Genomic DNA, 26,261 nt, shown 5'->3' with positions numbered 1-26,261 from the left:
GGACAGCGTAGTTCAAGCGGGCACGGAAACGCAATATTCCCGAAATATTACGCGCCGGCGGAGACTGTAACCGCGCGCTCGTGCAGCCGTTCTACTGCAGCTTCATGGATCCCAGGCGCGGTAACGAGGACACCAAAGGCCTGGGCGCCGGGGGTGTTGAAGCCAAGCGGGCGGCCGAACGCGTCGGAGATTGCCGCGCCCGCTTCGCTCGCGATCAGCACGGCGGCGGCGATGTCCCATTCATTGCCCCAGCGGATCGTGGCGAGCAGGTCCGCTTCGCCCGCCGCGACCATCGCGATCCGCAGCGCGATCGAATTGGGCTTCGCGACCATGACGAGATCGCTGTCGACCGTGGGAAGCTGGTCCGCGGGCACGCGGGCGCCGGCGAGTTGGTCGCGCGGCGTGACGGCAAGACGCGCGCCGTTGCGGAAGGCACCCTTCCCCGCCTCGGCGATCCAGACTTCGCTCCGCGCGGGCGCATCGAGCACGCCGATCACTGGCTGGCCATCCTCTACCAGCGCGATCGACACTGCCCAGCCGGGCCGGCCGCGCAGATAATCCCGCGTGCCGTCGATCGGATCGACCACCCAGAGCAGCCGCCGCGACAGGCGATCGCTGTTATCGGCGGTCTCTTCGGAGAGCCAGCCGGCTTCGGGAAGCAATGCGGCCAGGCGGACGCGGAGCAGCGAATCGACTTCGAGATCGACGTCGCAGACCGGGCTGCCCGGCACCTTTTCCCAGCGCTTGAAGTCGGTATCCCAGCGCGCCATCGCGAGGCGCCCCGCTTCCGCGGCGATCGCCGCGACCTGGGAGGCAAGACCGGCCTCAGGCACCGGCGATCGTCATCCCGTCGATGCGGATCGTCGGCGCGTTGATCCCGTAGCGGAACTCGAGGTCGCTGGCGGGCGTGAGGTTGAGGAACATGTCCTTGAGGTTCGACGCGATCGTGATTTCGGAGACCGCGCGCGTGATCTCGCCCTTCTCGATCAGGAAGCCGGCGGCACCGCGGCTATAGTCGCCGGTGACGCCATTGACGCCCTGCCCGATCAGCTCGGTGACGAGGATGCCATAGTCGATCTCGCCGACCAGAGTCTCCGGCGGGATATGGCCGGGCTCCATGAAGAGGTTGGACGGCGCCACGCCGGGCGCGCCGCCGATGCCGCGCGAGGCATGGCCGGTCGGCTCGAGGCCCAATTGGCGTGCGGAGGCGCTGTCGAGCAGCCAGGTCTCGAGCAGGCCGGCATCGACGAGCTTGACCGGCTGGACGGGCAGGCCCTCGCCATCGAAGGGGCGCGAGCGCAGGCCGCGCGGGCGATGCGGATCGTCGCAGATCGTCACGCCCGTGGCGAAAACCTGCTGGCCGAGCCTGTCGAGCAGGAAGCTGGTCTTGCGGGTGATCGCGGCGCCGGCGATCGCGCCGAGGAAATGGCCGATCAGCCCGGCGGAGACGCGGCGATCGAAGACGACGGGCATCGCGCCGCTGGGGATCCTGGCGGGATCGAGCCGGGCGACGGCACGCTCGCCGGCAAGGCGGCCGATCAGCTCGGGCGCTTCGAGGCCGGCGGCGTGGCGGGCTGAATGATGCGCATAGTCGCGCTGCATCGCGCCGCCCGCGCCGGCGAGGACGCTGGCCGAAGTGCCGTGGCTGGTCTGGGCATAGCCGCCGGTGAAGCCGTGGCTGGTCGCGAGCGTCATTACCGAGCGCGAGGCGCCGGCGCTGGCGCCTTCGCTGTTGGTGACGCCCTCGACCCCGCGCGCTGCTTCCTCGGCGATGAGTGCGCGCGCCTTTAGCGAGGGGGGATCGACCTGGGCGCCGTCGTCGAGATCGAGCATCGGCGGCTGGCCGTGGAGCAGCCGCGCCTCGGGGGCGAGACCGGCCCATTTGTCCTCGGGCGCCTCACGCGCCATCGCGACGGCACGCTCGACGAGCGTGGCGAGCGCGTCGCCGCTCAGGTCGGAGGTGGAGACGCTGGCCGAGCGGCTGCCGACGAAGACGCGCAGGCCGAGCTCCTCGCTCTCCGAGCGCTCGACATCCTCGAGCTCGCCCATGCGCACCGAGACCGATTGCGAACTGTCGGCGGCGAATACGGCATCGGCGGCGTCGGCGCCTGCGGCGCGCGCCCGCGCGACGACATCGGCGGCACGTTCACAGGCTTCGGTTATGGTCAGCATCGGTGCGATCTAGGTATGTGAGGGCCGAAGGTCAAAGCGTCTGGCCGACGACGAAGCAGGCAGCGAACATCAGGAAGCCCGCATTGCGATTGGCACGGAAGCGGGCGAGCGCGTTGGCGCCGTCCTTCGGGTCAAGCGTCGCGACCTGCCAGAGGAGATGGAGTGCCATCGGCAGCAGCGTCGCCAGCGCGAGCAGATCGGGGCGGAGCTGCCAGATCGCCGCTCCCCAGCAGCCGAGCGCGACGACATAGAAGAGCGAGACGCCGCCGCGGACATGGCTGCCCATCGCGCGGGCGGAGGAGCGGACGCCGACCAGCGCATCGTCCTCGATATCCTGCACTGCGTAGATCGTGTCATAGCCGATCACCCATGCGATGCAGCCGGCATAGAGCAAGGCGAGCGGGAGCAGGGGTTGCGTGCCGATCTCGATCCAGCCGACCAAAGCGGCCCAGGAGAAGACCAGGCCGAGCCAGGCCTGGGGCCACCAGGTGATCCGCTTCATGAAGGGATAGGCAGCGACCGGCGCGATGCTGGCGAGCGCGACGAGGCGCGCGGGCCAGTGGAGCTGGAACCAGACGACCATACCTACAAGGAGGAGCGCGGCGAGCCAGAGCGCGGCGGACTTCACCGAGACCGCGCCGCTCGCCACCGGGCGGCTGCGGGTACGCGCGACCTGACGATCGAGGTCGCGATCGACCACGTCGTTATAGACGCAGCCGGCGCCGCGCATCGCGATCGCGCCGAGCAGCAGCCAGAGGATCAGGTCCCAGCGCGCGACCGCGCCCTTGCTGAGCGCGACCGCCCAGGCGCCGGGCCAGAACAACAGCCACCAGCCGATCGGACGGTCGAAGCGGGCGAGCAGCGCATAGGGACGTGCGGCGGCGGGAAGCAGGCCCACCAGCCCGCGATGCTCGGTATCGGGTACGATCTGCTGCGCTTCGGCCATCGCCCTCGTCTCCGCGCGCAGGCCGCAAAGATCAAGCCCGCAACAATCTGGCATAATTCTGCGACAATGCGGGCGCACCGGCAGGTTGGCACCATTTCACCTTGGAAACATTCGATGCGCCTTCTCCTCGCCAGCCTGACGCTCGTTGCTGCCGCCACCCCTGCGCTGGCCGACACGCCGCCCAATTTCTTCATCAGCCCGATGGGCGAGCCGTTCCGCGGTCCCGACGCGCCGAACATCTGGTTCGACAAGGCCGACGCGAACCATGACGGGGTGCTGACTCAGGACGAGATGGAAGCCGATGCGGCGCGCTTCTTCGCAGTGCTCGATCGCGGGCATGACGGCGAGATCGATCCCGACGACCTGGAATATTACGAGACGGAGGTCGCGCCGATGATCCGGGTGGGCGGCTATATGGGCACCGAAGCGGAATCGACCGAAGGCAGCGGCGACAGCGATTCGCCCCGGCCCAAGGCGACCTATGTCGCGCAGGGCGCGGCGCGCTTCGGCTATTTCGACTATCCCGAGCCGGTGGCGGTGGCCGACACCAACTTCAATCGCGGCGTGGATGCGCGCGAGTTCCGCATCGCCGCCGACAAGCGCTTCGCGCTGCTCGACAAGAATGGCGACGGCAAGATCGAAAAGTCCGAACTGCCCAAGCTGGAGACGCCGAGCTTCAAGCCCGGCAAGCGGGGCGGCGGTGGCGGCCGCGGCATGGGCGGGCGTGGCGGCGGCGGCCGGCGCGGCGGCGGCGGAATGGGCCAGGGCGGTGGCGGCATGGGCGGCATGGGCCCCGGCGGCGGCATGGGTGGCATGGGCGAATAAGCTTGGACCAGGAGCAGGGGGAGTGACGGGAGGCCGGCTCGGCGGCTAGAGCAGGCGTCATGCCCGCTACTCCCGCCTGGCCGCCCCAATCCGCCCCACGCCTGTTCGTCGAGACCGAGCTGTCACCCGGCGAGATCCGGATCGACGGCCCGCAGGCGCATTATCTCGTCTCGGTGATGCGGATAAAGCTGGGCGAAGCGGTCAAGCTGTTCGACGACAAGACCGGCGAATGGGCCGGCGTGGCGCGCCATATCGGCAAGCGCGACCTGGTTCTCGAAGTCACCGACAAGTTGCGCGAACGCGAGGCGGTGCCCGATCTGTGGCTGTGCGCGGCGCCGATCAAGAAGGGACGGATCGACTGGATCGCGGAGAAGGCGTGCGAGCTCGGGGTCGACCGGCTGGTGCCGGTGCTGACGCGGCGCGCGGTGGTCGACAAGCTCAATCTCGAGCGGCTGCGCACGCACATGATCGAGGCGGCCGAGCAATGCGGGCGCACCGCGCTGCCGGTGCTCGACGAGATGGTGAAGCTGCCGGCGCTGCTGCGCGACTGGCCCGAGGCGCGCGTGCTGTTCTTTGCCGACGAGACCGGCGGCGTGCCGGCGATGGAAGCAATGCGCGCACATCCGGGACCGGCGGCGATCCTGATCGGGCCCGAAGGCGGGTTCGACGAGGCCGAGCGCGAAGCGATCCGGGCGCATCCCAAGGCGGTGGGGATTTCTCTCGGACCGCGAATTTTGCGGGCAGAGACCGCGGCGGCGGCGGCGGTCGCGTTGTGGATGGGTGCTGCGGGGGACTGGTAAGTCAGGCCGGACGGAGCTTGCTTCCCAGCCAGCCGAAGAAGCGCGGCACCGGCGCGTTGCGGGCCATCCAGGCGCTATATTCCTGATAGGCCGGATCGGAGCCCAGATGCAGCTCCTCGGTGCGCGCGCGCCAGTAATAGATGCCGCTGACCACGGCCATGATCGCGGCGTTGCGAATGCCTTCGAGCCAGGTGGTCGTCGCCAGGAAAGGCAGGCCCGACAGCCACCAGAAGCTGTTCTTCGCCAGATAGGCGGGGTGGCGGCTCCAGGCATAGGGACCGTGGGTGAGGATGCCGCGATGGGTGAGGTTCGAGAAGCGGATGCCGAAGGCGATCGTCGCCCAGGCATAGATGCCGGTCAGCGCCACCAGCACTGCGCCGAGCCCGCCCAGCACCCAGGGATGGCCGGCGAACCAATAGGTCCAGTCGGCGCTGCCGGGGTGATAGTCGAGCACGCCGCCCTCGTTCATCAGCACGAAGGGCGGATAGCAGATCAGCGCCGCGGTCCAGCCCGCCGCATAGGGCGTGGCGGTGCGGATGTGCGAGTCGAGCGGGCGCATCGTCAGGATGTAGCCGGCAGTGGCGAAAGCCACGTCGATCACGAACATGAAGCTGATGCAGTAATTGGCGACCACCGCCGGGTTCTCGAACATGCGGCTGAAGTCCCAGCCGACGAAATCGCCGAAATTGGGCGGGACAATCGAAAGCATGAAGGCGAGGAAGAAGCCCTTCACCGCCCAGCTGCGCAGATGGTTCTGGATCGCCTTGTGGTCGATCGGCTCCTTCAGGCCCATCAGCCAGGCGCCGAGATTCCAGGCGCCGTCCTTGGGCTGGACGAGCTTGCGGTCGAGCCAGAGGACATAGGGGATGGAAAGCAGGAACAGCGCCGGCGCGGCCATCTCGATGCACCAGATCGACCAGGCGAAATTGGCATAGCGGCCGGTCCACCAGAAGCGGAAGACGGCATAGATCACCGCGATGCCGCCCCAGGTCAGCCACAGCCCGGTGAGCTTGGTCACCGAAATGTCGAGCGTGTCCTTGAGCGTGCGCGTCGAGGACCAGTCGATCCCGGTGGTCGGGTTCCGATGGACCTTGTCGACGAGCAGCGACCAGAGCACCATCGGGATAGCGCAGGCCAGCACGTTGACCATCGCCGAATAGGGGCCGTCGAGCCGGTAGACGCTGGCGAAGGCCGTCCAGGCGGCCATGCCGGCAAGCCCCGCCATGCCGACGCCGGTGCTCACCGCCGAGCGGGGGCGCGGATCGGCCTTGGCTTCGGCGGCCAGCTGGGGATCGTGATACATGGCGGAAACGACTAGCGCGCAATGGTTAGCGTCCCGTGAAGGATTGCCCCAGGGACCCGCCACATGTGCAGGCCTTTACGCCCCTGCCCGGAGGGTCCTATGACCCAACGACTCCAAGAAGAGAGGTCGCTCCCCAACATGATCCGTGCGCTTGCCGCAGCTGCCCTGCTCGCTTCCGTTTCCGCCCCCGCGCTGGCCCAAAACTCCGCGCCGGCGCAGACCGCGCCCTATACCAACACGATCCCCGACGCGCGCGACATCCCCTATCCGGGCACGCTGACGCTCGACATCGATGCGACCGACACCGGGCGCGGCATCTTCAACGTGAAGGAGACGATCCCCGTCGCGAAGAGCGGGCACATGGTGCTGCTCTATCCGAAGTGGATCCCCGGCAAGCACGGCCCGCGTGGCGAGATCGAGAAGCTGGGCGGCCTCGTCATCAAGGCGAACGGCAAGGTGATCCCGTGGAAGCGCGACCCGGTCGACGTGTTCGCCTTCCATATCGATGTGCCGGCGGGCGCGAAGAAGCTCGATGTGAGCTTCAACTTCGTCTCGGCGACCGTGGGCGACCAGGGGCGCATTGTGATGACGCCGAACCTGGCGAGCGTGCAGTTCTTCTCGCTCAGCCTCTATCCGGCCGGCTATTATACCCGCCGCATCCCGATCCAGGCCAAGGTGACCTATCCCGACGGCTGGACGGCATCCTCGGCGGTGGACGCCAAGGTGAGCGGCAACGTCTACACCTATGACAAGACCAACTATGACGTGCTGATGGACTCGCCGGTGCTTGCCGGCCGCCATTACCGCCAGATCAAGCTGACCGACCGCGTCTCGGTCGAGACCTATGCAGACACGCCCGAGGAACTGGCCGCGACGCCGGACCAGGTCCAGAAGCTCAAGAACCTGGTCGACCAGGCGGTGAAGACCTTCGGCGTCGAGCATTACGACCATTACCGCTTCCTGTTCTCGATCAGCGACGAGCTGGGCGGGATCGGCGTGGAGCATCATCGCAGCTCCGAGGACGGCACGGGCCTGGGCTTCTTCACCAAGTGGGACGAGAAGGTCACCAGCCGCAACCTTCTGCCGCACGAATACACGCATAGCTGGGACGGCAAGTTCCGCCGCGGCGCGGACCTGTGGACCGCCGATTTTCGCCAGCCGATGCGCGGCTCGCTGCTGTGGGTCTATGAGGGCCAGACCCAGTTCTGGGGCTATGTCCTCCAGGCGCGATCGGGCCTGGTGAGCAAGGCCGACACGCTGGAAGCCTATGCCGGCATCGCCGCGAGCCTCGACAATCGCCAGGGCCGCACCTGGCGCCCGATGGGCGACACGACCAATGATCCGGTGATCAGCCCGCGCGCGCCCAAGGGCTGGGTGAGCTGGGAGCGCTCGGAAGATTACTACAACGAAGGCCTGCTGATCTGGATGGACGCCGATTCGGTGATCCGCGAAAAGTCCGGCGGCACCAAGTCGATCGACGATTTCGCCCGCATCTTCTTCGGCGGCCGCGACGGCGATTATGGCGAAGTGACCTACACGTTCGACGATGTGGTCGCGACGCTCAACCAGGTCGTGCCGTACGACTGGCACAAGTTCCTCGACGAGCGAGTGAACCAGGTTTCGGACCGCGCCCCGCTCAAGGGCTTCGAGCGCGGCGGCTACAAGCTGGTCTATACCGACGTGCCCAACAAGAGCACGATGCGCGGCGGTGGCGGGATCGACCTGTCCTATTCGCTGGGGCTTTCGATCGGCACCAAGGGCATTTCCGGTGTGATGTGGGGCAGCCCGGCATTCGATGCGGGGCTGACGCTCGCCGACGAGATCGTCGCGGTGAATGGCCAGGTGTTCACGGCCGACAAGCTGCGCGACGCGGTGAAGGCCGCAAAGGGCGCCAAGGAGCCGATCAAGCTCACCGTGAAGCGTGGTTCGCGCTATCGCGACGTGGCCATCGACTATCATGATGGCCTGCGCTATCCGCACCTCGAAAAAATAAGCGAAGGAGAGGCTGGCCTGGATAAACTCCTCCAGCCGAAATGACGGCGGAGGGGCGCCAAACCGCCCAGCTAAGGAAAACATAGCGTGCGTATCGATTTGATTCCGGTGGGTGATGATCCGCCGAACAGCCTCAATGTGATCATCGAGGTTCCCGTCGGCGGCGAGCCGGTGAAGTATGAGTTCGACAAGGCGAGCGGCGCGCTGTTCGTCGATCGCATTCTGCACACGCCGATGCGCTACCCGGCGAATTACGGCTTCGTGCCGCACACGCTTTCGCCGGACGGCGATCCGCTCGATGCGCTTGTCATCGCGCGCTCGCCCTTCGTGCCCGGCTGCGTCGTGCGTGCCCGCCCGATCGGCGTGCTCAAGCTCGAAGACGAGGCCGGCGGCGACGAGAAACTGATCTGCGTGCCCGTGGACAGCACCTTCCCGTACTATTCGGACATCGGCGAGCGGCAGGACCTGCCCTCGATCGTGCTCCAGCAGATCGAGCACTTCTTCAAGCACTATAAGGACCTCGAGTCCGAGAAGTGGGTGCGCATCGGCCAGTGGGGCGATGCCGAGGAAGCGAAGAAGATCGTGCTCGAAGCGATCGACGCCGCAAAGAAGGCCAAGGAGGCCGAGGCCGCCTGAACCGCGCGCTGGCCTGGCGTCTGTGTGCAGGTGCCGGGCTGGCGACGCTGGCCGCGTCGACGGGCTTTCCGCCCGTCGCGCCGTGCGGCCCGACCCACGGCGCGGGGCCGATCATCGCACTCGAGCTGGTGCGCAGCCCCGCCGCGCTTGCCGAACTGTTCGGCCCGCCCTCCTGCTCCGGCGCCTTCCAGGCTGCGCAGATCCGCGCAAGCTGGTGGGACGCACTGGCGTTCATCCCCGCCTATGCCGCCTTCCTCGCACTCGGCGCGCATGGGCTGCGCCACGATGCGCGCCGGCTCTCGCTGGCGGCGATCGCAGTGCTGCTGGTCGCGGCTTTGCTCGACCAGGCCGAGGGGCTGATCCTTTTCCAGCTGGTACCGCACTGGCAGAGTCCGCCTGACCTGTTCGGCGCGCTGTTCCTGGCGGTGCGCATCAAGTTCGCACTGCTCGGCCTCGGCTCGCTGCTGCTCGCGGCACTTGCCTGGCGTGGCGCCGTGTTGAGCAAGATCGCCGCGGTGCCGCTGGCGGCCGGCGGGCTGGCCTCGCTCTGGTTCCTGTTCGCCAACCCGCATGATCCGGCGATGATGCTGGGCCATCGCTTTGCCTGGATGGCACTGCTCGCGCTCGCCGCCATCGGATCGATCAATCCTCGTTGGATCCGCCGCACATGAACCACAAGCATCAGCGCATCCGCAGCGTCGGCAACATCATCGCGCCGCCACGCTTCCTGCTGTTCCTTGCCGTCACCGCCGCCACCGCCTGGTATGCGATACCGCTGCTCGGGCTGCGCATCGGCATCATGGCCGCGTTCGATACCGGCGCGATTATCTTCCTGCTCGTGCTGAGCCCCCTGCTCCATCACCGCGCCCGCAACATGCGCGAGAGCGCCTGCCGCAACGACGGCAACCGCGCGATGCTGCTGCTGATCACGGTGATGGTGGGCGTTGCGGTGTTCGCCTCGATCGCGAGCGAGCTGATGAGCAACGCCAAGAACCATCCCTGGGCGCCGCCGGTGATCGTGGGCACGCTGATGCTGAGCTGGGTATTCAGCAATGTGATCTACGCGCTGCACTATGCGCATCTCTATTACATCGAGAAGCGTGGCGGCGGCGATACCGGTGGGCTGCAATTCCCCGACACGCGCGAGCCCGATTACTGGGACTTCCTCTATTTCGCGATCTGCCTGGGCATGACCTTCCAGACCAGCGACGTGACGATCAACGAGCGCCGGATGCGCCGCGTCGTGACGGGGCATTGCCTGGCGGCGTTCGTGTTCAACCTGGGCATATTGGCGTTCACGATCAACGTGCTGGGGGGCTAGGCCTTCTTCTTCGGCTTCTTCTTGGGTGCCCGCAGCCCGGCGGCGACGCCAAGGCCAGCCCATTCGCGCAGCGCATCGGCATCGTCATAGGCGTCGCTGGGCGCGCGGCGATAGTTCATCTGATCGACGGTGCCGTCCTTGAACGACACGGTGAACCGGTCGCGGTGGCCGGCATCGTCCCAGATCGTATTGCTCTCGGCATCGGCCTTGATCCACAGCTCGCCGTCATGGACGAGCGCGAAGACGCTGCCGTCGAGATAGAGCACCGCGCCGCCCATCATGCGGCGCATCGTCACGGTGCCGAGCGGCTCCATCGCCTCGGTGACCCAAGCGACCAGGCCCTCGTCTACCGCCATCAGTGCGCGGTCAGCTTCAGGCCGGCGATGCAGGCGACGACGCCGAGGATCATCAGCGAGCGAAGGATCGTGAACGGCTCGCCAAACCAGATCATCCCGATGATCACGGTGCCAAGCGCGCCGATGCCGGTCCAGACGGCATAGGCGGTGCCCATCGGAATCGAGCGCGACGCGATTTCGAGCAGCACCATCGATAGCGTGACCGAGGCAAGGAAGCCGAGCGTCCAGGGAATGTTGCGGAAGCCGTCGGCATAACGCAGGCAGGTGGTGAACCCGACCTCGAACAGGCCACCCAGCACGAGCAGGACCCAGGCCATCAGCCGCGCCCGGCCAGCGCGACAAGCGCGTCGCCGCTGACGCGCTGGATCGTCCACTCGTCCATCGGCTGCGCGCCCATCGCCCGGTAGAAATCGATCGCCGGGGTGTTCCAGTCGAGCACCGACCATTCGAAGCGGCCGCAGTCACGGTCGAGCGCGACGCCGGCGAGGTGCTGGAGCAGCGCCTTGCCGGCGCCCTTGCCGCGCGCGGTCTCGCGGACGAACAGATCCTCGAGATAGAGGCTCGGCTTGCCGGTCCAGGTCGAGAAGTTGAAGAAGAACAGCGCGAAGCCGACCGGGGCGCCATCGGCCTCGGCGATCACTGCCTCGGCGAACGGACGGTCGCCGAACAGCGCTTTGGTCAGCATCGGCTCCGTCGCGGTGACTGCATCGGGCTCGCGCTCGTAAATGGCGAGCTCGCGGACGAGGTCGAGGATCAGCGCGACGTCGTTGGGCGTGGCGGGACGGATGGCGATCATGACAATGCAGGCTCCACTTCGGGGGCAGCCTGACCCGGCTGGCCCCGCGCCGCCATCCAGCATCCGGCGACGATCAGCAAGGTGCCGGCGACGGTCACCGCGGTCAGCGGCTCGCGGAAGAATAGCCAGCCCATGATCGCTGCCCAGATAAAGGCGGTATATTCGACGGTGAGCAGCACCTGCGCTTCGGCCCGGGCATAGGCCCAGGAGAGCAGCAGCAGCGAGACGATGGCGAGGCTCGCGGCAAGCACGACCAGCCCCCATTGGCCCGGCGCCGGCACCTCGAGCAGCCAGGGTGCGGGCAGCGCGAACAGCCCGAGGATGAACCAGTTCTGGAAGAAGGCGATCTCGATCGGCTTGGCGTGCTGTGCCTGGTGGCGCGCGATGACGAGGTTGACTGCGTAGAATACCGCCGAGACCAGCACCGCGACCATGCCGAGCGCCGCATCGGGGCGGTGCGGCGCGCCGAGCTGTCCGGCGAGGATGATCCCCACGCCGACCAGTCCAAGCAGCGAGCCGAGGATCGAGCGGGCGCCGATCTTCTCCTTCAGGAAGATCGCGGCGAGCGCGAGCGCGATCAGCGGGGCGATGAAGGTGAGCGCGATCGCCTCGGCCAGGGGCACGCGGACGATGCCCCAGAAAAAGGCGATCGCCATCACTGCGATCACGACGCTGCGGATCGCGTGGATCTTCAGCACGCGGGCGTCGGGCAGGCGCGGGCCGGTGAACGCAAAGAGCGGCGTCATGATCGTCGCGCCTGCCGCCAGCCGCCAGAACAGCGCGACATAGGCGCCGGTGACGAGGCTGATATGCTTCATCACCGCGTCCATCACCGAATAGAGCGCGATGCCGGCACAGGCGGCGAGCAGGGCAGCGAGAACCGAGTTGCGCATCAGCGGCGCATAGCCGCGCGCCGGCGCGACGTCACGATTCGCGAGGGTCTGTCTTTGGAATATCGTCGAGCTGGACCAGCCGGCCGACCTCGAGTTCATCGATCCTGAGCTTGCCGATCCGCGCCCGGCCGATGCGCAGCCGTCCGATCGCGACTGCACCCACCGCGACCGCACCCAGCGCAAATCCGCCGATCATCGCGGCACTAAGTGCGAGCGCACCCACTGCCGAGGCGCCCGCCGCCGATGCGCCGGTCGCTACCGCCTTGCGCTTCTCGACCGGCGGCTTGGTCATGCCTTATTCGGCCGCCTGCGCGGCGGCCTCGCTCGCCGCTTTGAGCTCCGCCGCCTTGGCCTCGACCAGCTTGACGATGTGATCGAGCATGTCGGCATCGTTGACCGTGTGATCGGTGACGCCCGACAGATAGACCATGTGCTTGCCGTTGCCGCCGCCGGTGAGGCCGATATCGGTCTCGCGCGCTTCGCCGGGGCCGTTGACGACGCAGCCGAGCACCGAGAGCGAGAGCGGCGTGCGGATGTGCTGGAGCCGATCCTCAAGCGCCTGGACGGTGCGGATCACGTCGAAGCCCTGGCGGGCGCAGCTGGGGCAGCTGACGACGCGGACACCCCTGTTGCGGATGCCGAGCGCCTTGAGGATCTCGAAGCCGACGCGGACCTCTTCCTCGGGCTCGGCCGAGAGCGAGACGCGGATCGTGTCGCCGATGCCGTACCAGAGCAAGGAGCCGATCCCGATCGCGCTCTTCACCGTGCCGCCGACAAACCCACCGGCTTCGGTGATGCCGAGGTGCAGCGGGCAATCGACCTGATCGGCGAGCTGCTGATAGGCGGCGACCGCGAGGAACAGGTCGCTGGCCTTCACTGCGACCTTGAACTCGTGGAAGTCGCGGTCCTGGAGCAGCTTGATATGGTCGAGCGCGGACTCGACCAGCGCCTCGGGGCACGGCTCGCCATATTTCTCGAGCAGATCCTTTTCGAGGCTGCCGGCATTGACGCCGATGCGGATCGCGCAGCCATTCGCCTTTGCGGCGTTGACCACTTCATTCACGCGCTCGGCCGAGCCGATATTGCCCGGATTGATGCGCAGGCACGCAGCGCCGGCGTCGGCCGCTTCCAAAGCACGTTTATAGTGGAAATGGATGTCGGCGACGATCGGCACGCGGGCAGCGCGGACGATCTGCTTGAGCGCCGCAGTCGATTCGACGTCCGGACAGGAGACGCGGATGATGTCGACGCCCGCATCCTCGCAGCGGCGGATCTGGTCGATCGTCGCGCGGGGATCGGAGGTCGGGGTGTTGGTCATCGTCTGCACCGTCACCGGCGCATCGCCGCCAACGGGGACGTTACCCACCATGATCTGACGGCTGGGCCGCCGGACGATATCGCGCCAGGGACGTACGGACATGGCCGCCATATAGGCACTTTGTCCGCGGGGGGCCAGCCGCGAGAAAATGGAGTTTCCATGCAGAAATGCGGGGGGCCGGCTTTACGCGATGCTAAGCAACCGGGGTTAACCCGGCAGGCTGTTCCCGAACCCGAGGCCTGCGTTGCAGCAAGACCCGATCCACGCTGCCGCGCCGCTCCCCAGCCAGCGCCATTACGGCATGGACTGGCTTCGCATCGCCGCATTCGCGCTGCTGATCCTCTACCATATCGCAATGGCCTTCTCGCCCTGGGACTGGGTGATCAAGACGGGCTATGCCTTCCAGTGGCTGATCCCGCCAATGGCGCTGCTGACGCCGTGGCGGCTGCCCTTGCTGTTCGCCGTCTCCGGCTATGCCTCGCGCAAGCTCTACGACCGGAACCCAGGCGATTTCGCCCGTAGCCGCGCGCTGCGCCTGCTGGTGCCGCTCGCCTTTGGCATGGCGGTGTTCGTACCGCTCGAGATGTGGGTGCGGGTGATGGAGAATGGCTATCCGCACGGATACCTCCATTTCTGGGCGCTCGACTATTGGCGCGCGGGCGACTTTTGGGGCCGCGAATTCCCGAGCTGGGAGCATCTGTGGTTCGTCGCCTATCTCGCGGCTTACACGCTGCTGCTGGCCGGCGCGTTGGCGCTCCGCCGTGAGGCGCTTCTGCGTGCGATCGACGCGGCGGCGGACTGGCTGGGCAAGGGGCACGGGCTGCTCTGGGCGCCTGTGCTGGTGCTGGCGGCGGCGCGGCTAGCGCTGCTGTTCGTCGCGCCCGAGCGCCAGGGATTGCTGCGCGACTGGGGCGGGCATGCGCAATATGTGCCGATCTTCCTGTTCGGCTTCGCGCTCGCGGGCGCACCGCAGCTCTGGCCCGCAGTGGCGCGTTGCTGGAAGGGCGGCGCGGCGATGGCGGCACTGGCCGGCGCGGTGATCGTCGCGGTCGAGCTGGCTTATCCCGGCACCCAGGTGCCGCCGCACGACGTGATGGCGCTCGACCGGGTGGCGCGCACCGCCATGGCCTGGGGCATGATCCTAGCGCTGTTCCATGTCGCCGAGCGTTACTGGAATCGCGACCACCCATGGCGCAAGCCGCTCGCCGAGGCGGTGTTCCCCTTCTACATCGTCCACCACCCCGCGATCGTGCTGATCGCCTGGTATTCGCTGCCGCTGCATTTGAGCGCGCCCGCCGATTTCGCGCTGCTGCTCGGCGGCACCGGCGCGGTGTGCGCCGCGACCTATCTGGTCGGCCGGCGGATCGGCTGGCTGCGGCCCCTGATCGGACTCAACCCGCTGGCGAAGCGCCGCGACTCTGCTAGGGAGACGGCGCCTGCCTCTGGAGTAGTCTGATGCGCTTTCTCGTGATCCTCGCCGCCCTGATCGGGTTCGCCGCGCCCGCCAATGCCTATTGGGAATATGGCCATCAGACCGTCGCCGCGATCGCCTGGCGCAACATCACGCCGGCAACCCGGCTGAAGGTCACCCAGCTGCTCCGCCAGACCGACCTGCTCAAGACCGAAGGCTGCCCCGCCACGACGATCGAGGATGCCGCGGTATGGGCCGACTGCATCAAGAAGCTGGGCGCCGACTGGCGCTATGCCTCGGTGTGGCATTATCAGGACGCCGATATCTGCAAGCCGTTCGACGTGACCGCCGAATGCAAGGACGGCAATTGCGTCTCCGCCCAGATCGAGCGCGATGTGAAGACGCTCAAGGACCGCAAGGCACCCAAGATCGAGCGGGTGAAGGCGCTGCTCTTCCTCGTCCATTTCGTCGGCGACATCGGCCAGCCACTGCACGGCGCCGAGCATGACCACGACGCCGGCGGCAACAAGGTGCTGGTGAGCTACGGCATCTATTCGACCGACCGGCTGAACCTCCATTCGGTGTGGGACGGGCTGCTCGCCGAGCGCGCGATCACTTCGGGGCCCAATATCGTGCGCAGCTACAGCCGCGCCGACCGCGCGAAGTTCGGCGGCGGCACCGTCACCGACTGGGGCAAGGACAGCTGGGAACTTTCCAAGACCGTCTATGCCGATCTGAACGGCGGCGAGGCGTGCAAGCCGATCACCGGCCGCGTGGCGATCACCGAGGAGATGATCGAGAAGTGGGTGCCCGAAGCCCGCGACCAGGTGATCAAGGGCGGGCTGCGCCTCGCCCGGCTGCTCGACGAGGCGCTGGCCTGATCGCTCAAGCCCTGGCGTAATTCTCGAGGAAGCCGCACCGCGGGCAGCGCCAGGTCTGGATGCTGATCGGCGGGTGCGGCAGCTTCAGGCCGAGGAACAGGCTCTTCGTCGGCGGGCCAGCCACCCATCCCGTGGTGCGCCGGGTGCTGTCGCGATAGGCCAGGGTGAAGCCCTCTTCCATCGCGCTCTGGCATTTCGGGCAGATGATCGACCTGGCCATTATGCGTCCTCCCCCCAGCGGAAGCCCCAGCCGCCATCGGTCTTGACCGCGACCAGCCACAGATAGGCGGCGACCAGCGGCACGAAGAGCACCAGCCAGATCCGGTCGCGGTGCGTCACGAGATTGGCGAGCAGGCCGGCAAGCGCGACGAATGCCATCGTCGCCGCCCAGCCCTGCCAGGTAACCGGCACCGCGCCGAAGCCGAAACGCTTCGGACGGAACCAGTAGCCGGGGCGGACGCTGCCCGCGTCGCGGAAGCGCGCGCCCATCACAGGAACAGCGCCGCTGCGATGCCAGCGAGCAGTGCAACGCCGGCGATGGCGAGGACGAGCGGAAGCCGCTCGCGGCTGACGTGAAATGCCATGAACATCTGTTTGCTCCTTAGTCCTGGGCCGGAACCGAGGTGCGCCAGACGACGAGCGAGAACACCGCCGTCGCGGCGAAGATCAGTATCAGCCAGATTATGAGATGGACCGTGGTGGGCGGGCGCAGCACCGGCGTGAACGCCAGCGTGGAGAGGATGTAGACCGCGAGCACCAGCCAGCCCTGGGGCTTGCGCGGCACGATCTGGTAGTTGGCGCCCCGCTGGCGGCGTACAAACCAGGCATCCGCTTCGGTCATCGCGCTATTCCTCGCCTTCCTTCGCCTTGGGCGGACGGCCGCGCTTGGGCCGCACCGGCTCGGCGAGCTTCACGCCGCGCCGCCCCAGCGCCTCGCGCAGCAGGCACTCGACCTGGGCGTTGACGCTCCTCAGGTCGCTCGCAGCCGCCCGCTCGATCGCCGCATAGAGTGCGGGATCGAGGCGGAGCGGAAAGGCTTTCTTCTGCGGCGGCTGGGACACGATCGCGCCTTACTGGTACAGCGAGCCTGCGTTGACCACGGGCTGCGTATCCCGCTCGCCGCACAGCACGACCATCAGGTTGGAGACCATCGCGGCGCGGCGCTCGTCGTCGAGCTCAACGACATTCTTGGCCGAAAGCTGGGCGAGCGCCATCTCGACCATGCCGACCGCACCCTCGACCAGCGTCTGGCGCGCGGCGACCACCGCCTGGGCCTGCTGGCGGCGAAGCATCGCGCCGGCGATCTCCTGCGCATAGGCCAGGTGAGTGAAGCCGCATTCGTCGACAGTGATGCCGGCGACGTGCAGGCGGGCGATCAGCTCGTCGCGCAGCTCGGCACCGACCTGATCGTGATTGCCGCGCAGCGTGACTTCCTGATGCTCGAAATCGTCATAGGGATAGCGCGAGCCGATCGTCCGCACCGCGGCCTCGATCTGGACCATCACGAACGCCTTGTAATCATCGACGTCGAACAGCGCCTGCGCGGTGTCGGTCACGCGCCATACCACCTGCGCCGCCATCTCGATCGGATTGCCGCGCAGATCGTTCACCTTGATGCGATCCGAGATGATGTTGTTGGCGCGGACAGAGACCTTCTTCTTGCTCATCCACGGCCAGGTCCAGCGCAGGCCGGTGGTGCGATCGGTGCCGCGATAATCGCCGAACAGCGTGACCACTACCGCCTGGTTCGGCTGGAGCAGGTAGAAACCGCAGAGCACGAACAGCTCGATCAACACCGAGGCGACGAGCCACGACACCACGATCCAGTCGGCCATGCGATCGATCTGGGTGATCGCGCCCACGGTCGCGGCCAGTGCTGCGACCAGCACCAGCAGCATGCCATAGCCGCTCGCCGTGCTGGCGGACTTTTCGCGGCTCTGGCTGAGCGCCGGAGCTGCGGTACGGACGTCAATCATCATTGCCTCCCGAAATTATGATATCGTATTTATATCGAGTCGGAGGCCGTTGCAATCGGAATCGAAAAGGCCGCCGGAGTTTCCCCCGGCGGCCCGTTTCTTCTCAGGCGAAACGCCTCAGCTGATAACGATGGTCACCGCGCGGCGGTTCTGCGACCAGCTGGCGTCGTCCGAGCCGAGCGCGATCGGGCGCTCCTTGCCATAGCTGATCGTGGTGATCCGCGCCGGCGAGATGCCGCGCGAAGCCAGATAGTTCTTGGTCGCATTGGCGCGGCGGTCGCCGAGCGCGAGGTTGTACTCGCGCGTGCCGCGCTCGTCGCAATGCCCCTCGATCGTCACGCGCGTGTTCGGGTGCGACGACAGCCACTGGGCCTGGCTGTCGAGGATCGCGCGCGCCTCGGGATCGATGTCATATTGGTCGAACGAGAAATGGATCGTGTCGCTTGCCACTTCGCGGCGGAACTGCTCGTTGAGCGGCGCCGCAACCGTGTCGCTGTCACCCTCGCCCGACGTGGCCGGGCCGGTCTCCGACGGAGCGGGCGGAATGTCGGCCACGGTGCGCTTCTTGGTGCAACCCGCAGTGGCGATCAGCGCGATGCCGAGCACCAGGCCAGTCGTGATCTTGGACATGGTCTTTCTCCTTCTCTCACCGCATCAAACCCGTGGGTCGGGCCTTAGCACAGATGCGAAAACGTTTCAGGGGCGAATCGGTCCCCAGCTGGGATCCGATCCGTCGAGCGGCGTGGGAATGCGCCGCGCATTGGTGCCGGTGAGATCCACCGACCACAGGTCCGGACGGCCCGAACCCTGGGCCGCACGGAAGAACATCAGCACGCGCCCGTTGGGCGACCAGCTCGGCGCTTCGTCGCCCCAGCTGTTGGTCAGCAGCTTCTCGCCGCTGCCCGCCGGATTCATCACCCCGATGCGGAACGCGCCGCCGCCGGTGCGGGTGAAGGCGATCAGATCGCCGCGCGGGCTCCACACCGGCGTGGCATAGCGCCCGCCGCCGAAGCTGATCCGGTGCTGGCCAGAGCCATCGGCGTTCATCACGTAGATCTGCTGGGTGCCGCTGCGATCGCTCTCGAACACGATCTTCGATCCGTCGGGCGAATAGCTGCCGCCGGTATCGATGCCCGGCGCGTTGGTGAGCCGCACCGGCGCACCACCGGCCGCGGCGATCCGGTAGACGTCGGTGTTGCCGGCCTGCGCCATCGAGAAGAGCACGTTGCGCCCGTCCGGCGAGAAGCGCGGCGCGAAGCTGAGGCTCACATTCGACACGAGCAGCCGGTTCTCGCGCGTCGCCATGTCGTAGACATAGATGGACGGCTTGCGCTGGGTGTAGCTCATATAGACGATCGCGTTCTGCTTCGGGCTCATGCGCGGCGTGAGCACGATCGACTGGCCGTTGGTCAGGAAGCGATGGTTGGCGCCGTCCTGGTCCATGATCGCCAGCTGCTTGCGGCGCTTGTTCTTGGGGCCGGTCTCGGCGACATAGACGACCTGGCTGTCGAAATACGGGCCTTCGCCGCTAAGCTTCGAATAGACTGCATCGGCGCATTTGTGCGCGGCGCGGCGCCAGTCGCCGGGCGAGACGACGAAGCCCTGGCGAACCAGTTCGCTCTGCAGCAGCACGTCGTAGAGATAGCAGCCGACGGTCAGCGACCCGTTGCCATTGGCGCGGACATAGCCCTGGATGATCGCCTGGTTGCCGTTCCAGCTGCCGTAATTGGGCGCGGTGACTTCGCTGTACACGATCGCGCGGCTCGCGCTCGGCCCGCGGGTCTTGAACAGGCCCGTGTTGCGCAGATCGTCCTCGACCACCTGGGCGAGCTTGGCTCCGAGCTGATCGGTCGGGCCCGCCGCGGTGTTGACCGCCTGAGAGGTGGGCATCGCGGGAATCGCGATGATCAGGTCTTTGGCCGCGGTGTTGCTCACGTCGACGCTGAGCGGCTGATCCTGGTCCTGCGCCGGCTGCGGCTGCGGGGCGGGCACGTCCTGCGCCTGCGCCGTGGTGGCCGCGGTGCTCGCCAGCAGGGCCGCGATCGTCAGATGGGCAAATTTCATCTTCACAGGTCCTCGTACAAAACCGGGGCTATGACTTTCCACGCGCTGTAGAATTGCGGTGGCAGTTTGAAGGGAGCGGCGAGCTTGACCGCGCGGATTGCGCGATCGCGGGCGAGATCGGCCTGGGCGCGGTTGCTGTCGGTAACACCGGTCTGCGCCGTGACACGCGGCTCGCCGGCAAGCGAGCCATCCTCGTTGAGGCGCACCGTCACGGTCGTGCGCAGCTTGTCCGAATCGGCTCCGCTCGGCGGGGCCCAATGCGGGCGGATCTGGCGGATGATCGCGGCGCTGAGTGCGGCCTTCTGCTCCGGCCCGACCGTCGCGGCGGGCGGCGTGACCGACTTGCTCGGGCTTGGCTTGTCCCCGATCCCGGCGAGCAGGCCGTCCAGCCGGCCGGTCGGTGCGATCGGGCGGTTGGACGGGCGCGCGGGCGCCTGCGCCGGCGCGGCCTTGGGCGGCGTCTTTGGTGCGGGCTTCGCATCGGGTACGGGCGCCGGCTTGGGCTGGGCCGGTTGCGGCTTGGCGATGGGCTGTGGGTTGGGCGCAGGCTCCGGGGGGGCGCTGTCGGGCTCGACGGGCGCCTCGACCGGCGAGAGCTTGGCGGCCGGCATCTCGCTGGTCGGGTTCGGCGAGGTGCTTTCCAGCGCGACCTGATCGACCAAGGCGACTTCGATCGGCGTGGGCTTCAATTTCAGCGGGTTCGGCGTGGCGAGGAAGCCGACCGACAAGATGCCGAACAGGACAATATGCCCCGCCAGCGCAATCGTCAGTCCTGCTCCTTCGCCCCTGTCCATCACGGCTTGCTGCTCGCGTCGGTGATCAGCGACACGCGGTTGAGGCCGGCATGGTTGAGCTCGCCCATCACCTTCATCACCTTGCCATAGCCAAGGCCCTGGTCGGCGCGCAGGAACACTGCGGCCGGCTTGCCGTCCGGACCCGGCGCGCGGCCGGCGATTTCCTCGAGCTTGGACGAGAGGGTCGCATCCGAAGTCAGCTCGTCATCGACGAAGACCTGGCCCTTGTCGTCGATCGAGATCTGGACGGGCTTCTGGTCCTGGTCGACCGGCTTGGCGCGGCTCTCGGGCAGGTTGACCGGCACGCCCGCGGTGAGCAGCGGCGCGGTGACCATGAAAATGATCAGCAGCACCAGCATCACGTCGACCAGCGGCGTGACGTTGATCTCGGCCATCGGTGCGCGGCGGCCGCGGCCCTTTCCGGAGGGGAGGTGCATCGCCATGCGCTTAGGCCTCCATCTCCAGGCGACGGCTGAGCGTCGCGTGGAAGCCGTCGGCGAAGCGGTTGAGGCGCGCCTCGATGCGGTTCACCTGGTGCGAATAGCGGTTGTAGGCGATCACCGCCGGGATGGCGGCGAACAGGCCGATAGCGGTGGCGAACAGCGCCTCGGCCATGCCCGGCGCGACCACGGCGAGCGAGGCGCTCTGCTCTTTGGCGATGCTGGTGAAGCTGCGCATGATGCCCCAGACGGTGCCGAACAGGCCGACGAACGGCGCGACCGCGCCGACGGTGGCGAGGAAGTTCAGGCGGTCGGCCAGACGGTCGATCTCCTGTGCAACCGTGGCGCCCATCGCAGTGGCAAGGCGCTCGCGGGTGCCCTCGCGGTCGATCGCCTTGCCCGAAGTCGAGCGGCGCCATTCGGTGACACCGGCGGCAAAGACGCGGGCGATCGGCTGGTCCCGGCCGGCGGCGCGGCGGTGGAATTCGTCGATATCGTCGGCCTCGCGATACTCGCTCTCGAACTTGTCGATCGCCTTCTTCACCGAGCTGGCGCGGAAGCCGAAGCTCAGGATGATCGCCCAGGTCCAGAGCGAGGCGAGCAGCAGGCCGATCATCACGGCGCGCACCACCCAGTCCGCCTGCAGGAACAGGCCGATCGGCGACATGGTTGCGGCGTCGGTGCTGATGAATTCCATGATCGGTTCAGTTCCCCTTTGAGACCAGCGGCGCGAACCGCTCCATCCATTCCGCCGGCTGGCGTCGTGGACGGCCGGAGGGGGCGACGAACACCGCCTCAACCTCCGCTTCGGCCACTATGGTAAGCTCGCGCATGACTCGTTGATGAATATCCACCGCGGCGGGGCGCAGCCGGACTACCCGGCTGACCACCACCAGTTCGTCCCCCAGCCGCGCCGGCGCCCGGAAACGCACATTGGCCTCCCGCAGCGCATAGGCGCCGACACCGGCTTCGTGCACGGCGCGCTGATCGACACCGGCGAGCATGAGCATATCCGAGCGGGCACGCTCCATGAACCGCAGATAGTTGGCGTGGTAGACCACGCCGCTGAGGTCGGTGTCCTCGAAGTAGACACGCAGGACGAAATGATGCTCGAGGCCTTCGAAACGGCCAGGGGCAAATGGCACGGACATGAAATGGCCCTAACCCAGCGATTCCGCGGGGGGAACCCCCGCCCTCAGTCGAACAGCCCTTCCTGCGCGGTGGATGGAGGGGTGAGGCCGAGATGCTTCCATCCGGCGACATTGAGACAGCGTCCGCGGGCCGTGCGGGCGATCATCCCGATCTGGATCAGATACGGCTCGATCACTTCCTCGATCGTGTCGCGCGGCTCCGAGAGCCCCGCCGCCAGCGTCTCCACCCCGACCGGACCGCCCTTGTAGATGTCGGCGATCATCGTGAGGTAGCGCCGGTCCATCGAATCGAGGCCGAGCGCATCGACTTCGAGCCGGGTGAGCGACTGGTCCGCCACCCGGGCATGGACCGTCTCCTCGCCCAGCACATTGGCGAAGTCGCGCACCCGGCGGAGCAGGCGGCCGGCGATGCGCGGGGTGCCGCGCGAGCGCTTGGCGATCTCCTGCGCGCCGTCAGGGGCGACGTGGAGGTCGAGCAGGCGTGCGGCGCGGGTGACCACTTTCTCGAGCTCGTCGACCGTATAGAAATTGAGGCGCACCGGGATGCCGAACCGGTCCCTGAGCGGCTGGGTGAGCAGCCCCTGGCGGGTGGTGGCGCCGACCAGCGTGAAGCGCGGCAGGTCGATGCGCACGCTGCGGGCGGACGGCCCCTCGCCGATCATCAGGTCGAGCGCACGGTCTTCCATCGCCGGGTAGAGGACTTCCTCGACCGCGGGATTCAGCCGGTGGATCTCGTCGATGAACAGCACATCGCCGTCCTCGAGATTGGTCAGCAGCGCCGCCAGGTCGCCCGACTTGGCGATCACCGGGCCCGAGGTCGAGCGGAAGCCGACGCCCATTTCACGGGCGATGATCTGGGCGAGCGTGGTCTTGCCGAGCCCCGGCGGGCCGAAGAACAGGACATGGTCGAGCGCCTCGCCGCGCGCCTTCGCCGCCTGGATGAACACGCGCAGATTCTCACGCGCCGCCCGCTGGCCGACGAACTCCTCGAGGCTCTTGGGGCGCAGCGCGGCATCGACGTCTTCGGTGCGGCGACCGGAGGACAGGAGGCGATCGGAATCAGTCATGCTGCCGCCCAAAGCTCGCGATATCCCTCGCCGGTCAACACTTTGACCGTATCGAAGCGGCGCTGAAGATAGCGAAGAATGTCATCGGGAAAGGCAGCTCGCGCTTGTGCCAGCGTCGCGCCAGCGCGCAGGCCAGGAAGATCTACCGACACATGCGGATCACCCAGATAGTGGCGCGCATGTACGGGTTTGGCGGGATCGCCGAATAAATAGTCGATAAAATTGTAGTCCTGCTGGAGCTCGCCATGATCGTACATCATGTCGCGTCCATGCTCGATGCGGAACGGAGCGCCGAGGTCGCCCGCCTCGAACGACAAGAATCCAGAAGGCTGTTCGCCCGGCGCAGTCCAGCCACGCTCACCCTGCCAACCGGGAACATAAGGGTGATTGGTATCGCTCATCCCAACAACCCGCTCAGCAGCGCCGGATGGAAGCCCCAGCCGAGGAACCCGCACAGCCCCATGAACAGCCCGAAGCCGCCGAATGCCCAGGCGGCCCAGAGCAGCCAGGCGCTCTCGGCCAGCGCAGCCACCGCCGCGATCGAGATCGCCGTCGAGACCGCGGCGTCGCTGGCGTCGAACTGGTCGTCATGGACGTTGAGCGCGTCATATTGGTCGGCCTGCGCCTTGGCATCGGCGGCGAGGCGGGGTGCCTCCTGCTTGTATTTGGCGATGTCGGCATCGAGCCCGGCGAGCACCGGGGCGGCGCGTTTCGGGTCCGCCAGCGCGGCGATCTGGAGGCGGCTTGCTTCGGCGACATGCTGCTTGGTCTTGGTCGCCTGATACTCGTTCCACTTGTCGACCGAGGCCGACTGGGCCGCCTGCATCCCCTGGACGATATTGCCGTCCTTGATCCCGCACAGCCCCATGAACACCGAGAGCACAACGACGGTGATCGCCACCTTGCGGTTGAGCGACTTGTCCTTGGCTTCGGCGCTGACTTCGATTTCCATGCGACCGACCTATCCTGCCCGCAGCGACGGGGCTAGGGCGAGCGCATGGCACGCCCCGACTTGCTGATCGCCTCGCAAATCTCCGCCGCGCTGCGCACCGCGCTTGCCGAGCGCTTCACGCTGCACGAGGGCGATCCGCCCGCCACGACGCGCGCCATCGTAGGCGGCGGCATGGCGAAAGTGGACGCCGAACTGCTGGGCAAGCTGCCTGCGCTGGAGATCGTGGCGATCCACGGCGTCGGGCATGACCGGCTCGACCTTGATGCGCTGAAGGCACGCGGCGTGCGGGTGACCACGACGCCCGGCGTGCTGACCGAGGATGTCGCCGATCTTGCCATCGGGCTGATGCTCGCGGTGCAGCGCCGGATTGCTGCGAACGACCCGCTGGTGCGCAGCGGCGGCTGGGCGGCGCCGCTGGGCCGACGAGCGAGCGGACGCCGGATCGGCATTTTCGGGCTCGGCCAGATCGGCCACGCCATCGCACTGCGGGCGGCACCCTTTGCCAGCGAATTGCTCTACAGCGCGCGCTCCGAAAAGCCGGTGCCGTGGCGCTTCATGCCCGGCATCGCCGCGCTGGCCGAGGCGAGCGACGTGCTGATCCTCGCCGCGCCGGGCGGCGCCGGGACCGACAGGATCGTCGACGCCGCGGTGCTCGACCGGCTGGGTCCGGGCGGCGTGCTGGTCAACATCGCCCGGGGCAGCCTGGTCGATGAGCCGGCGCTGGTCGCGGCACTGGCCGAGGGCCGCATCGCCGGGGCCGGGCTCGACGTGTTCGCCGAGGAGCCGCAGATACCCGAGGCGCTGCGGGCGCTGGAAAACTTGGTCCTCGCCCCGCATCAGGGCAGCGCCACCGAGGAAGGCCGCGCCGAGATGCGCGCGCTGGTGCTCGCCAATCTCGACGCGCATTTCGCCGGCAAGCCGCTGGTGACGCCGCTGATCTGAAGTGCGCCGCATCAGAGATTCCAACCGATAACGAGGCCAATCAGGATCACGACACCCAGCGCGAGCGCGATCCTGGTCTTGCGGCGAAAGGCGTGCACCACCGCCGGTCCGCTATAATAGGGGCCACGCTCACGCTGTGCCCGGCGGAAATTGGGATAGTCCTCCCTCACTTCGCCACAGGACCCCGGAGGCGAGCATCAGTCATAATGCTCCACTCCCTCGGCAGTGATCTCCAGCCAGTCGTGCTTGCGCGCTTCATACACCGAGTAGAAGGGCGCCGGGAAACCGGGGTCGGCAAAGCAGCCGATCGGGATCGCCATCAGATCGGGCAGCCCGCCGCCGCGATACCAGACGGTGCCGCCGCACTCGGTGCAGAAATGGAATTCGGTGACTGCGCCGCTCTCATTGACATGCTCCCAGCTCTTCGCCGCGCCGGTGACCGTGACCTGATCCTGGGGGTAGCGCGCCTGGGCCGAGAAGGCCGAGCCGCTGCGCCGCTTGCAATCGAGGCAATGGCAGACCGAGATGCGCACCGGCTCGCCGGTAACGTCGGCCTTGAGCTGGCCGCAGCGGCAGGTGGCGGTGCGGGTCGTCACTTGGCTGCCTTGCGCAGCGCGAGGCGGACCAGTGCGTCGAGCGTCGCGGCCGCGCCCAGCTCGTCGGCGGCGGCACCCACCGCGGCGCTCGCCTCCGCCGGCTTGAAGCCGAGGTTGAGCATCGCCGAGACCGCATCCTGCGCCGCGCCGCCCACCGGGGCCGCGCCCGCGCCGCCACTGCCGAGCGCGACACCGCCGGCCTTGTCCTTCAATTCATTGACGATGCGCTGGGCGAGCTTGGGGCCGACGCCATTGGCCCGGGCGATCATCGCCGAATCGGCGCGCGCCACGGCGGTCTGCACTTCCTCAGGGCTCAGGATCGAGAGGATCGCCAGCGCCACCTTGGCGCCGACGCCCTGCACGCTGGTGAGCAGGCGGAACCAGTCGCGCTCGGCGGCGGTGGCAAAACCCATCAGCCGGATCGAATCCTCGCTGACCAGCATCTCGGTGTGGAGCGTGGCGAACTCGCCGATGGCACCGAGCGCAGTGATCGTCCTGGCCGAGGCGCCGGCGAGATAGCCGACGCCGTTCACGTCGATCACGACATGGTCGATCCCGGTGGCTTCGAGCCGGCCCTTGAGATGCGCAATCATGCCCCGGCTCTCCGACATTCAACCAGCTGGTTGAGC

At 67.4% G+C, this 26,261-nt stretch carries 36 protein-coding genes; 9 read left to right on the top strand and 27 right to left on the bottom strand.

Annotated elements, in window-relative coordinates; genetic code table 11:
• Positions 1-47: 47 nt before the first annotated feature.
• From HZY97_RS17945 to ubiA, 3 genes are read right to left on the bottom strand one after another with little or no spacing between them, the layout of a single operon-like run.
• Positions 48-833, bottom strand: coding sequence for a 3'(2'),5'-bisphosphate nucleotidase CysQ (locus HZY97_RS17945; protein ID WP_180147049.1), 786 nt, complete (start codon positions 831-833; stop codon positions 48-50).
• Positions 826-2,172, bottom strand: a complete 1,347-nt coding sequence (locus HZY97_RS17940; RefSeq protein ID WP_180147046.1) for a TldD/PmbA family protein — start codon at positions 2,170-2,172, stop codon at positions 826-828. The genes HZY97_RS17945 and HZY97_RS17940 overlap by 8 nt, the downstream gene beginning before the upstream one ends.
• A 31-nt stretch (positions 2,173-2,203) precedes the next feature.
• On the bottom strand, positions 2,204-3,118 hold the full coding sequence (gene ubiA, locus HZY97_RS17935; protein ID WP_180147043.1) for a 4-hydroxybenzoate octaprenyltransferase: 915 nt from the start codon (positions 3,116-3,118) through the stop codon (positions 2,204-2,206).
• Between the two features lie 114 nt (positions 3,119-3,232).
• Between ubiA and HZY97_RS17930 the strand changes: the two genes are divergently transcribed.
• Both HZY97_RS17930 and HZY97_RS17925 read left to right on the top strand, forming a co-directional pair.
• Positions 3,233-3,943, top strand: coding sequence for a hypothetical protein (locus tag HZY97_RS17930; protein ID WP_180147040.1), 711 nt, complete (start codon positions 3,233-3,235; stop codon positions 3,941-3,943).
• A 59-nt stretch (positions 3,944-4,002) separates the two neighbouring features.
• Entirely contained in the window at positions 4,003-4,743 is a 741-nt protein-coding gene (locus HZY97_RS17925; protein ID WP_180147038.1) for a 16S rRNA (uracil(1498)-N(3))-methyltransferase, read from the top strand.
• 1 nt (position 4,744) lies between these two features.
• Here the strand turns inward: HZY97_RS17925 and HZY97_RS17920 are convergent, their stop codons facing one another.
• Positions 4,745-6,046 (bottom strand): isoprenylcysteine carboxylmethyltransferase family protein, encoded by a 1,302-nt coding sequence (locus HZY97_RS17920; RefSeq protein ID WP_180147035.1) that lies wholly within the window; start codon positions 6,044-6,046, stop codon positions 4,745-4,747.
• 138 nt (positions 6,047-6,184) lie between these two features.
• On the opposite strand from HZY97_RS17920, the gene HZY97_RS17915 reads away from it, so the two are divergent.
• The 4 genes from HZY97_RS17915 to HZY97_RS17900 all read left to right on the top strand — a co-directional run bounded on the left by HZY97_RS17915 (position 6,185) and on the right by HZY97_RS17900 (position 9,995).
• Positions 6,185-8,083, top strand: a complete 1,899-nt coding sequence (locus HZY97_RS17915; protein ID WP_180147032.1) for a M61 family metallopeptidase — start codon at positions 6,185-6,187, stop codon at positions 8,081-8,083.
• Positions 8,084-8,125: 42 nt separating this feature from the next.
• Positions 8,126-8,674 carry an inorganic diphosphatase gene (ppa, locus tag HZY97_RS17910; protein WP_180147029.1) on the top strand — a complete coding sequence of 183 codons (549 nt, stop codon included), beginning with the start codon at positions 8,126-8,128 and terminating at the stop codon, positions 8,672-8,674.
• Between the two features lie 128 nt (positions 8,675-8,802).
• Positions 8,803-9,345 carry a hypothetical protein gene (locus tag HZY97_RS17905; protein WP_180147026.1) on the top strand — a complete coding sequence of 181 codons (543 nt, stop codon included), beginning with the start codon at positions 8,803-8,805 and terminating at the stop codon, positions 9,343-9,345.
• Entirely contained in the window at positions 9,342-9,995 is a 654-nt protein-coding gene (locus HZY97_RS17900) for a DUF1345 domain-containing protein (protein ID WP_180147023.1), read from the top strand. The genes HZY97_RS17905 and HZY97_RS17900 overlap by 4 nt, the downstream gene beginning before the upstream one ends.
• On the opposite strand, the gene HZY97_RS17895 is transcribed toward HZY97_RS17900, so the two are convergent.
• From HZY97_RS17895 to ispG, 6 genes are read right to left on the bottom strand one after another with little or no spacing between them, the layout of a single operon-like run.
• Positions 9,992-10,351 carry a TfoX/Sxy family protein gene (locus tag HZY97_RS17895; protein ID WP_180147019.1) on the bottom strand — a complete coding sequence of 120 codons (360 nt, stop codon included), beginning with the start codon at positions 10,349-10,351 and terminating at the stop codon, positions 9,992-9,994. The two genes, HZY97_RS17900 and HZY97_RS17895, sit on opposite strands and share 4 nt — an antisense overlap.
• The gene (locus HZY97_RS17890) at positions 10,351-10,668 is read right to left on the bottom strand and encodes a multidrug efflux SMR transporter (protein WP_180147016.1); all 318 of its coding nucleotides are present in this window, start codon (positions 10,666-10,668) and stop codon (positions 10,351-10,353) included. Before HZY97_RS17890 ends, HZY97_RS17895 begins: the two co-directional genes overlap by 1 nt.
• Positions 10,668-11,147 (bottom strand): GNAT family N-acetyltransferase, encoded by a 480-nt coding sequence (locus tag HZY97_RS17885; RefSeq protein WP_180147013.1) that lies wholly within the window; start codon positions 11,145-11,147, stop codon positions 10,668-10,670. Before HZY97_RS17885 ends, HZY97_RS17890 begins: the two co-directional genes overlap by 1 nt.
• Positions 11,144-12,040, bottom strand: coding sequence for a DMT family transporter (locus HZY97_RS17880; protein ID WP_180147011.1), 897 nt, complete (start codon positions 12,038-12,040; stop codon positions 11,144-11,146). The genes HZY97_RS17885 and HZY97_RS17880 overlap by 4 nt, the downstream gene beginning before the upstream one ends.
• A 31-nt stretch (positions 12,041-12,071) precedes the next feature.
• On the bottom strand, positions 12,072-12,332 hold the full coding sequence (locus tag HZY97_RS17875) for a hypothetical protein (protein WP_180147008.1): 261 nt from the start codon (positions 12,330-12,332) through the stop codon (positions 12,072-12,074).
• 3 nt (positions 12,333-12,335) lie between these two features.
• Positions 12,336-13,460, bottom strand: a complete 1,125-nt coding sequence (ispG, locus tag HZY97_RS17870) for a flavodoxin-dependent (E)-4-hydroxy-3-methylbut-2-enyl-diphosphate synthase (protein ID WP_180147005.1) — start codon at positions 13,458-13,460, stop codon at positions 12,336-12,338.
• 142 nt (positions 13,461-13,602) lie between these two features.
• Between ispG and HZY97_RS17865 the strand changes: the two genes are divergently transcribed.
• Together HZY97_RS17865 and HZY97_RS17860 are read left to right on the top strand one after the other, a co-directional pair.
• Complete coding sequence (locus tag HZY97_RS17865; RefSeq protein WP_180147002.1) at positions 13,603-14,814, top strand: acyltransferase family protein; 1,212 nt, start codon at positions 13,603-13,605, stop codon at positions 14,812-14,814.
• Positions 14,814-15,650, top strand: coding sequence for a S1/P1 nuclease (locus tag HZY97_RS17860; protein WP_306670079.1), 837 nt, complete (start codon positions 14,814-14,816; stop codon positions 15,648-15,650). The genes HZY97_RS17865 and HZY97_RS17860 overlap by 1 nt, the downstream gene beginning before the upstream one ends.
• 4 nt (positions 15,651-15,654) lie before the next feature.
• On the opposite strand, the gene HZY97_RS17855 is transcribed toward HZY97_RS17860, so the two are convergent.
• The 14 genes from HZY97_RS17855 to HZY97_RS17790 all read right to left on the bottom strand — a co-directional run bounded on the left by HZY97_RS17855 (position 15,655) and on the right by HZY97_RS17790 (position 24,094).
• Entirely contained in the window at positions 15,655-15,870 is a 216-nt protein-coding gene (locus HZY97_RS17855; RefSeq protein WP_180146999.1) for a PF20097 family protein, read from the bottom strand.
• Entirely contained in the window at positions 15,870-16,142 is a 273-nt protein-coding gene (locus HZY97_RS17850; protein ID WP_373684421.1) for a hypothetical protein, read from the bottom strand. Before HZY97_RS17850 ends, HZY97_RS17855 begins: the two co-directional genes overlap by 1 nt.
• A gap of 109 nt (positions 16,143-16,251) precedes the next feature.
• Complete coding sequence (locus tag HZY97_RS17845) at positions 16,252-16,491, bottom strand: hypothetical protein (RefSeq protein WP_180146996.1); 240 nt, start codon at positions 16,489-16,491, stop codon at positions 16,252-16,254.
• A gap of 4 nt (positions 16,492-16,495) precedes the next feature.
• Positions 16,496-16,711, bottom strand: coding sequence for a toxin-antitoxin system HicB family antitoxin (locus HZY97_RS17840; RefSeq protein WP_180146992.1), 216 nt, complete (start codon positions 16,709-16,711; stop codon positions 16,496-16,498).
• 9 nt (positions 16,712-16,720) lie between these two features.
• Entirely contained in the window at positions 16,721-17,626 is a 906-nt protein-coding gene (locus HZY97_RS17835) for an SPFH domain-containing protein (protein WP_180146989.1), read from the bottom strand.
• Positions 17,627-17,743: 117 nt separating this feature from the next.
• Positions 17,744-18,256: a peptidoglycan-associated lipoprotein Pal gene (gene pal / locus HZY97_RS17830; RefSeq protein ID WP_180146986.1), complete on the bottom strand. Its 513-nt coding sequence runs from the start codon at positions 18,254-18,256 to the stop codon at positions 17,744-17,746.
• Between the two features lie 66 nt (positions 18,257-18,322).
• On the bottom strand, positions 18,323-19,690 hold the full coding sequence (gene tolB / locus HZY97_RS17825) for a Tol-Pal system beta propeller repeat protein TolB (RefSeq protein WP_180146983.1): 1,368 nt from the start codon (positions 19,688-19,690) through the stop codon (positions 18,323-18,325).
• A 2-nt stretch (positions 19,691-19,692) separates the two neighbouring features.
• Positions 19,693-20,484, bottom strand: a complete 792-nt coding sequence (locus HZY97_RS17820) for a TonB C-terminal domain-containing protein (protein WP_180146980.1) — start codon at positions 20,482-20,484, stop codon at positions 19,693-19,695.
• Positions 20,484-20,927, bottom strand: coding sequence for a protein TolR (tolR, locus tag HZY97_RS17815; RefSeq protein WP_180146977.1), 444 nt, complete (start codon positions 20,925-20,927; stop codon positions 20,484-20,486). The genes HZY97_RS17820 and tolR overlap by 1 nt, the downstream gene beginning before the upstream one ends.
• 4 nt (positions 20,928-20,931) lie before the next feature.
• The gene (gene tolQ / locus HZY97_RS17810; protein ID WP_180146974.1) at positions 20,932-21,621 is read right to left on the bottom strand and encodes a protein TolQ; all 690 of its coding nucleotides are present in this window, start codon (positions 21,619-21,621) and stop codon (positions 20,932-20,934) included.
• 7 nt (positions 21,622-21,628) lie between these two features.
• Complete coding sequence (locus HZY97_RS17805) at positions 21,629-22,075, bottom strand: YbgC/FadM family acyl-CoA thioesterase (protein WP_180146970.1); 447 nt, start codon at positions 22,073-22,075, stop codon at positions 21,629-21,631.
• 44 nt (positions 22,076-22,119) lie between these two features.
• Positions 22,120-23,142: a Holliday junction branch migration DNA helicase RuvB gene (gene ruvB / locus HZY97_RS17800; RefSeq protein WP_180146966.1), complete on the bottom strand. Its 1,023-nt coding sequence runs from the start codon at positions 23,140-23,142 to the stop codon at positions 22,120-22,122.
• Positions 23,139-23,543 carry a hypothetical protein gene (locus tag HZY97_RS17795; protein WP_180146963.1) on the bottom strand — a complete coding sequence of 135 codons (405 nt, stop codon included), beginning with the start codon at positions 23,541-23,543 and terminating at the stop codon, positions 23,139-23,141. Before HZY97_RS17795 ends, ruvB begins: the two co-directional genes overlap by 4 nt.
• Entirely contained in the window at positions 23,540-24,094 is a 555-nt protein-coding gene (locus HZY97_RS17790) for a DUF4337 domain-containing protein (RefSeq protein ID WP_180146959.1), read from the bottom strand. The genes HZY97_RS17795 and HZY97_RS17790 overlap by 4 nt, the downstream gene beginning before the upstream one ends.
• A gap of 45 nt (positions 24,095-24,139) precedes the next feature.
• Here HZY97_RS17790 and HZY97_RS17785 point away from each other — a divergent pair, with 45 nt between their 5' ends.
• Positions 24,140-25,036 (top strand): 2-hydroxyacid dehydrogenase, encoded by an 897-nt coding sequence (locus HZY97_RS17785; RefSeq protein WP_180146956.1) that lies wholly within the window; start codon positions 24,140-24,142, stop codon positions 25,034-25,036.
• An 11-nt stretch (positions 25,037-25,047) separates the two neighbouring features.
• Here HZY97_RS17785 and HZY97_RS17780 read toward each other — a convergent pair whose 3' ends face one another.
• From HZY97_RS17780 to ruvA, 3 genes are read right to left on the bottom strand one after another with little or no spacing between them, the layout of a single operon-like run.
• Entirely contained in the window at positions 25,048-25,206 is a 159-nt protein-coding gene (locus HZY97_RS17780; protein WP_180146953.1) for a hypothetical protein, read from the bottom strand.
• A gap of 27 nt (positions 25,207-25,233) precedes the next feature.
• Positions 25,234-25,632, bottom strand: a complete 399-nt coding sequence (locus tag HZY97_RS17775; protein WP_180146951.1) for a GFA family protein — start codon at positions 25,630-25,632, stop codon at positions 25,234-25,236.
• Positions 25,629-26,225 carry a Holliday junction branch migration protein RuvA gene (ruvA, locus tag HZY97_RS17770; protein ID WP_180146949.1) on the bottom strand — a complete coding sequence of 199 codons (597 nt, stop codon included), beginning with the start codon at positions 26,223-26,225 and terminating at the stop codon, positions 25,629-25,631. The genes HZY97_RS17775 and ruvA overlap by 4 nt, the downstream gene beginning before the upstream one ends.
• Positions 26,226-26,261 lie beyond the last annotated feature (36 nt).

Origin of the sequence: Sphingomonas sp. R-74633 (assembly GCF_013416555.1) — a bacterium.
Lineage (GTDB): Bacteria > Pseudomonadota > Alphaproteobacteria > Sphingomonadales > Sphingomonadaceae > Sphingomonas.
The sequence above is the reverse complement of the archived record's forward strand: the minus strand, read 5'-3'. Positions and strand labels throughout refer to the sequence as shown.